Below are 784 nucleotides of genomic sequence, written 5' to 3' on the forward strand. Positions count from 1 at the left end.
TCCTTCGGCGTGCCGGTGGTTGTGGCGATCAACCACTTTGTCACCGACACCGATGCCGAAGTGGAGGCGATCAAGTCCTACGTGGCCGAACATGGTGCCGAAGCGGTGCTGAGCCGTCACTGGGAGCTGGGCTCGGAAGGCTCTGCCGACCTGGCGCGCAAGGTGGCCGAGGTGGCGGAAAAGGACAGCGCGCATTTTGCGCCGATCTACCCGGACGAGATGCCGCTGGCCGAGAAGATCCAGACCATCGCCAAGCGCATCTACCGCGCCGACGAGGCGCTGATGGACAAGAAGATCCGCGACCAGCTGAAGCTCTGGGAAGAGCAGGGCTACGGGCATCTTCCGGTTTGCATGGCGAAGACGCAGTACAGCTTCTCGACCGATCCGAACCTGCGTGGCGCGCCGACGGGGCATTCGGTGCCGGTGCGCGAAGTGCGGCTGTCGGCGGGGGCCGGGTTCATCGTGGTGGTCTGCGGTGAGATCATGACGATGCCGGGCCTGCCACGGGTGCCCTCGGCGGAGAACATCCACCTGAACGAAGACGGGCAGATCGAAGGTTTGTTCTGACGCACTGGCGAAGGCGGTTGTCTTCGCCAGAAATTAATATCCGGCTGCGAGAATCTTCGTACGAAGATTCTCGGGCCGCTCCAGTAAATTCTAATTGCGAGGCTGGATGCGGCGCTGTGGTGCTCCGACATAGACCACCGCTCACCATCCTGACCCACAGATCACCAAAAGGAGCATGACCATGTCAGCACAGGTTATCGACGGAAAGGCTTTTGCC

General features: G+C 61.5%; 1 protein-coding gene. It reads left to right on the forward strand.

The annotated features are described in order from the left end of the window. The coding region (locus MWU54_RS18595) for a formate--tetrahydrofolate ligase (protein ID WP_247086751.1) at nucleotides 1-567 on the forward strand (567 nt) is incomplete at its 5' end. Nucleotides 568-784: the final 217 nt, after the last annotated feature.

Source organism: Marivita sp. S6314 (genome assembly GCF_023015985.1).
In the GTDB taxonomy this organism is placed as follows: Bacteria; Pseudomonadota; Alphaproteobacteria; order Rhodobacterales; family Rhodobacteraceae; genus Marivita.